General features: G+C 38.1%; 1 protein-coding gene. It reads right to left on the bottom strand.

Translation table 11 applies throughout. The annotated features are described in order from the left end of the window. Positions 1-441 (bottom strand): DUF515 domain-containing protein (locus E3E37_RS11100; protein WP_167717408.1); only part of this gene is annotated, 441 nt, incomplete at both ends.

The following is a 441-nucleotide window of genomic DNA, read 5'->3' as shown; positions in this document are numbered from 1 at the left end:
AATCGCTTCACTTTTTATATCTGCCGGAAGAGGTTGCGAAATAAGGAGTTCAAATGATTGTTCTATCTCTGATAACTTAACCATCTTTGCCTCTTGAAGTTCCTTTTGACGCTTTTCTTCTTCTAACTGTGCTTTTCTTTGCTCTGCCAAAGTTTTTACATCAATTTTCTCAAGTTCTTCTACGCTTTGAGCCCTGCTAATTTGATTTATCAGCTGTGTTTTCAAAGTATCATTTTGAAGTTCTCCGGTGAAGTATTTATTGACCTCCGCGATTTTTGCAAGTTTAGCCTCTTCAAGCTGTTTCGCTGCCCTATTTTGATAAGTTATGTACACCCCAACAACAACAGCTATGATAATTATCGCCAGAATAGAAGCACCAATAATAATCCTCCTACGTCTTTCCCTCTCTCTAAGTCTACCAAGTCTAGAGGGTTTTCTAGT

The organism is Thermococcus sp. ES12, assembly GCF_012027515.1.
Classification (GTDB): Archaea; Methanobacteriota_B; Thermococci; order Thermococcales; family Thermococcaceae; genus Thermococcus; species Thermococcus barossii.
This window is presented reverse-complemented; position numbering and strand designations above follow the sequence as displayed.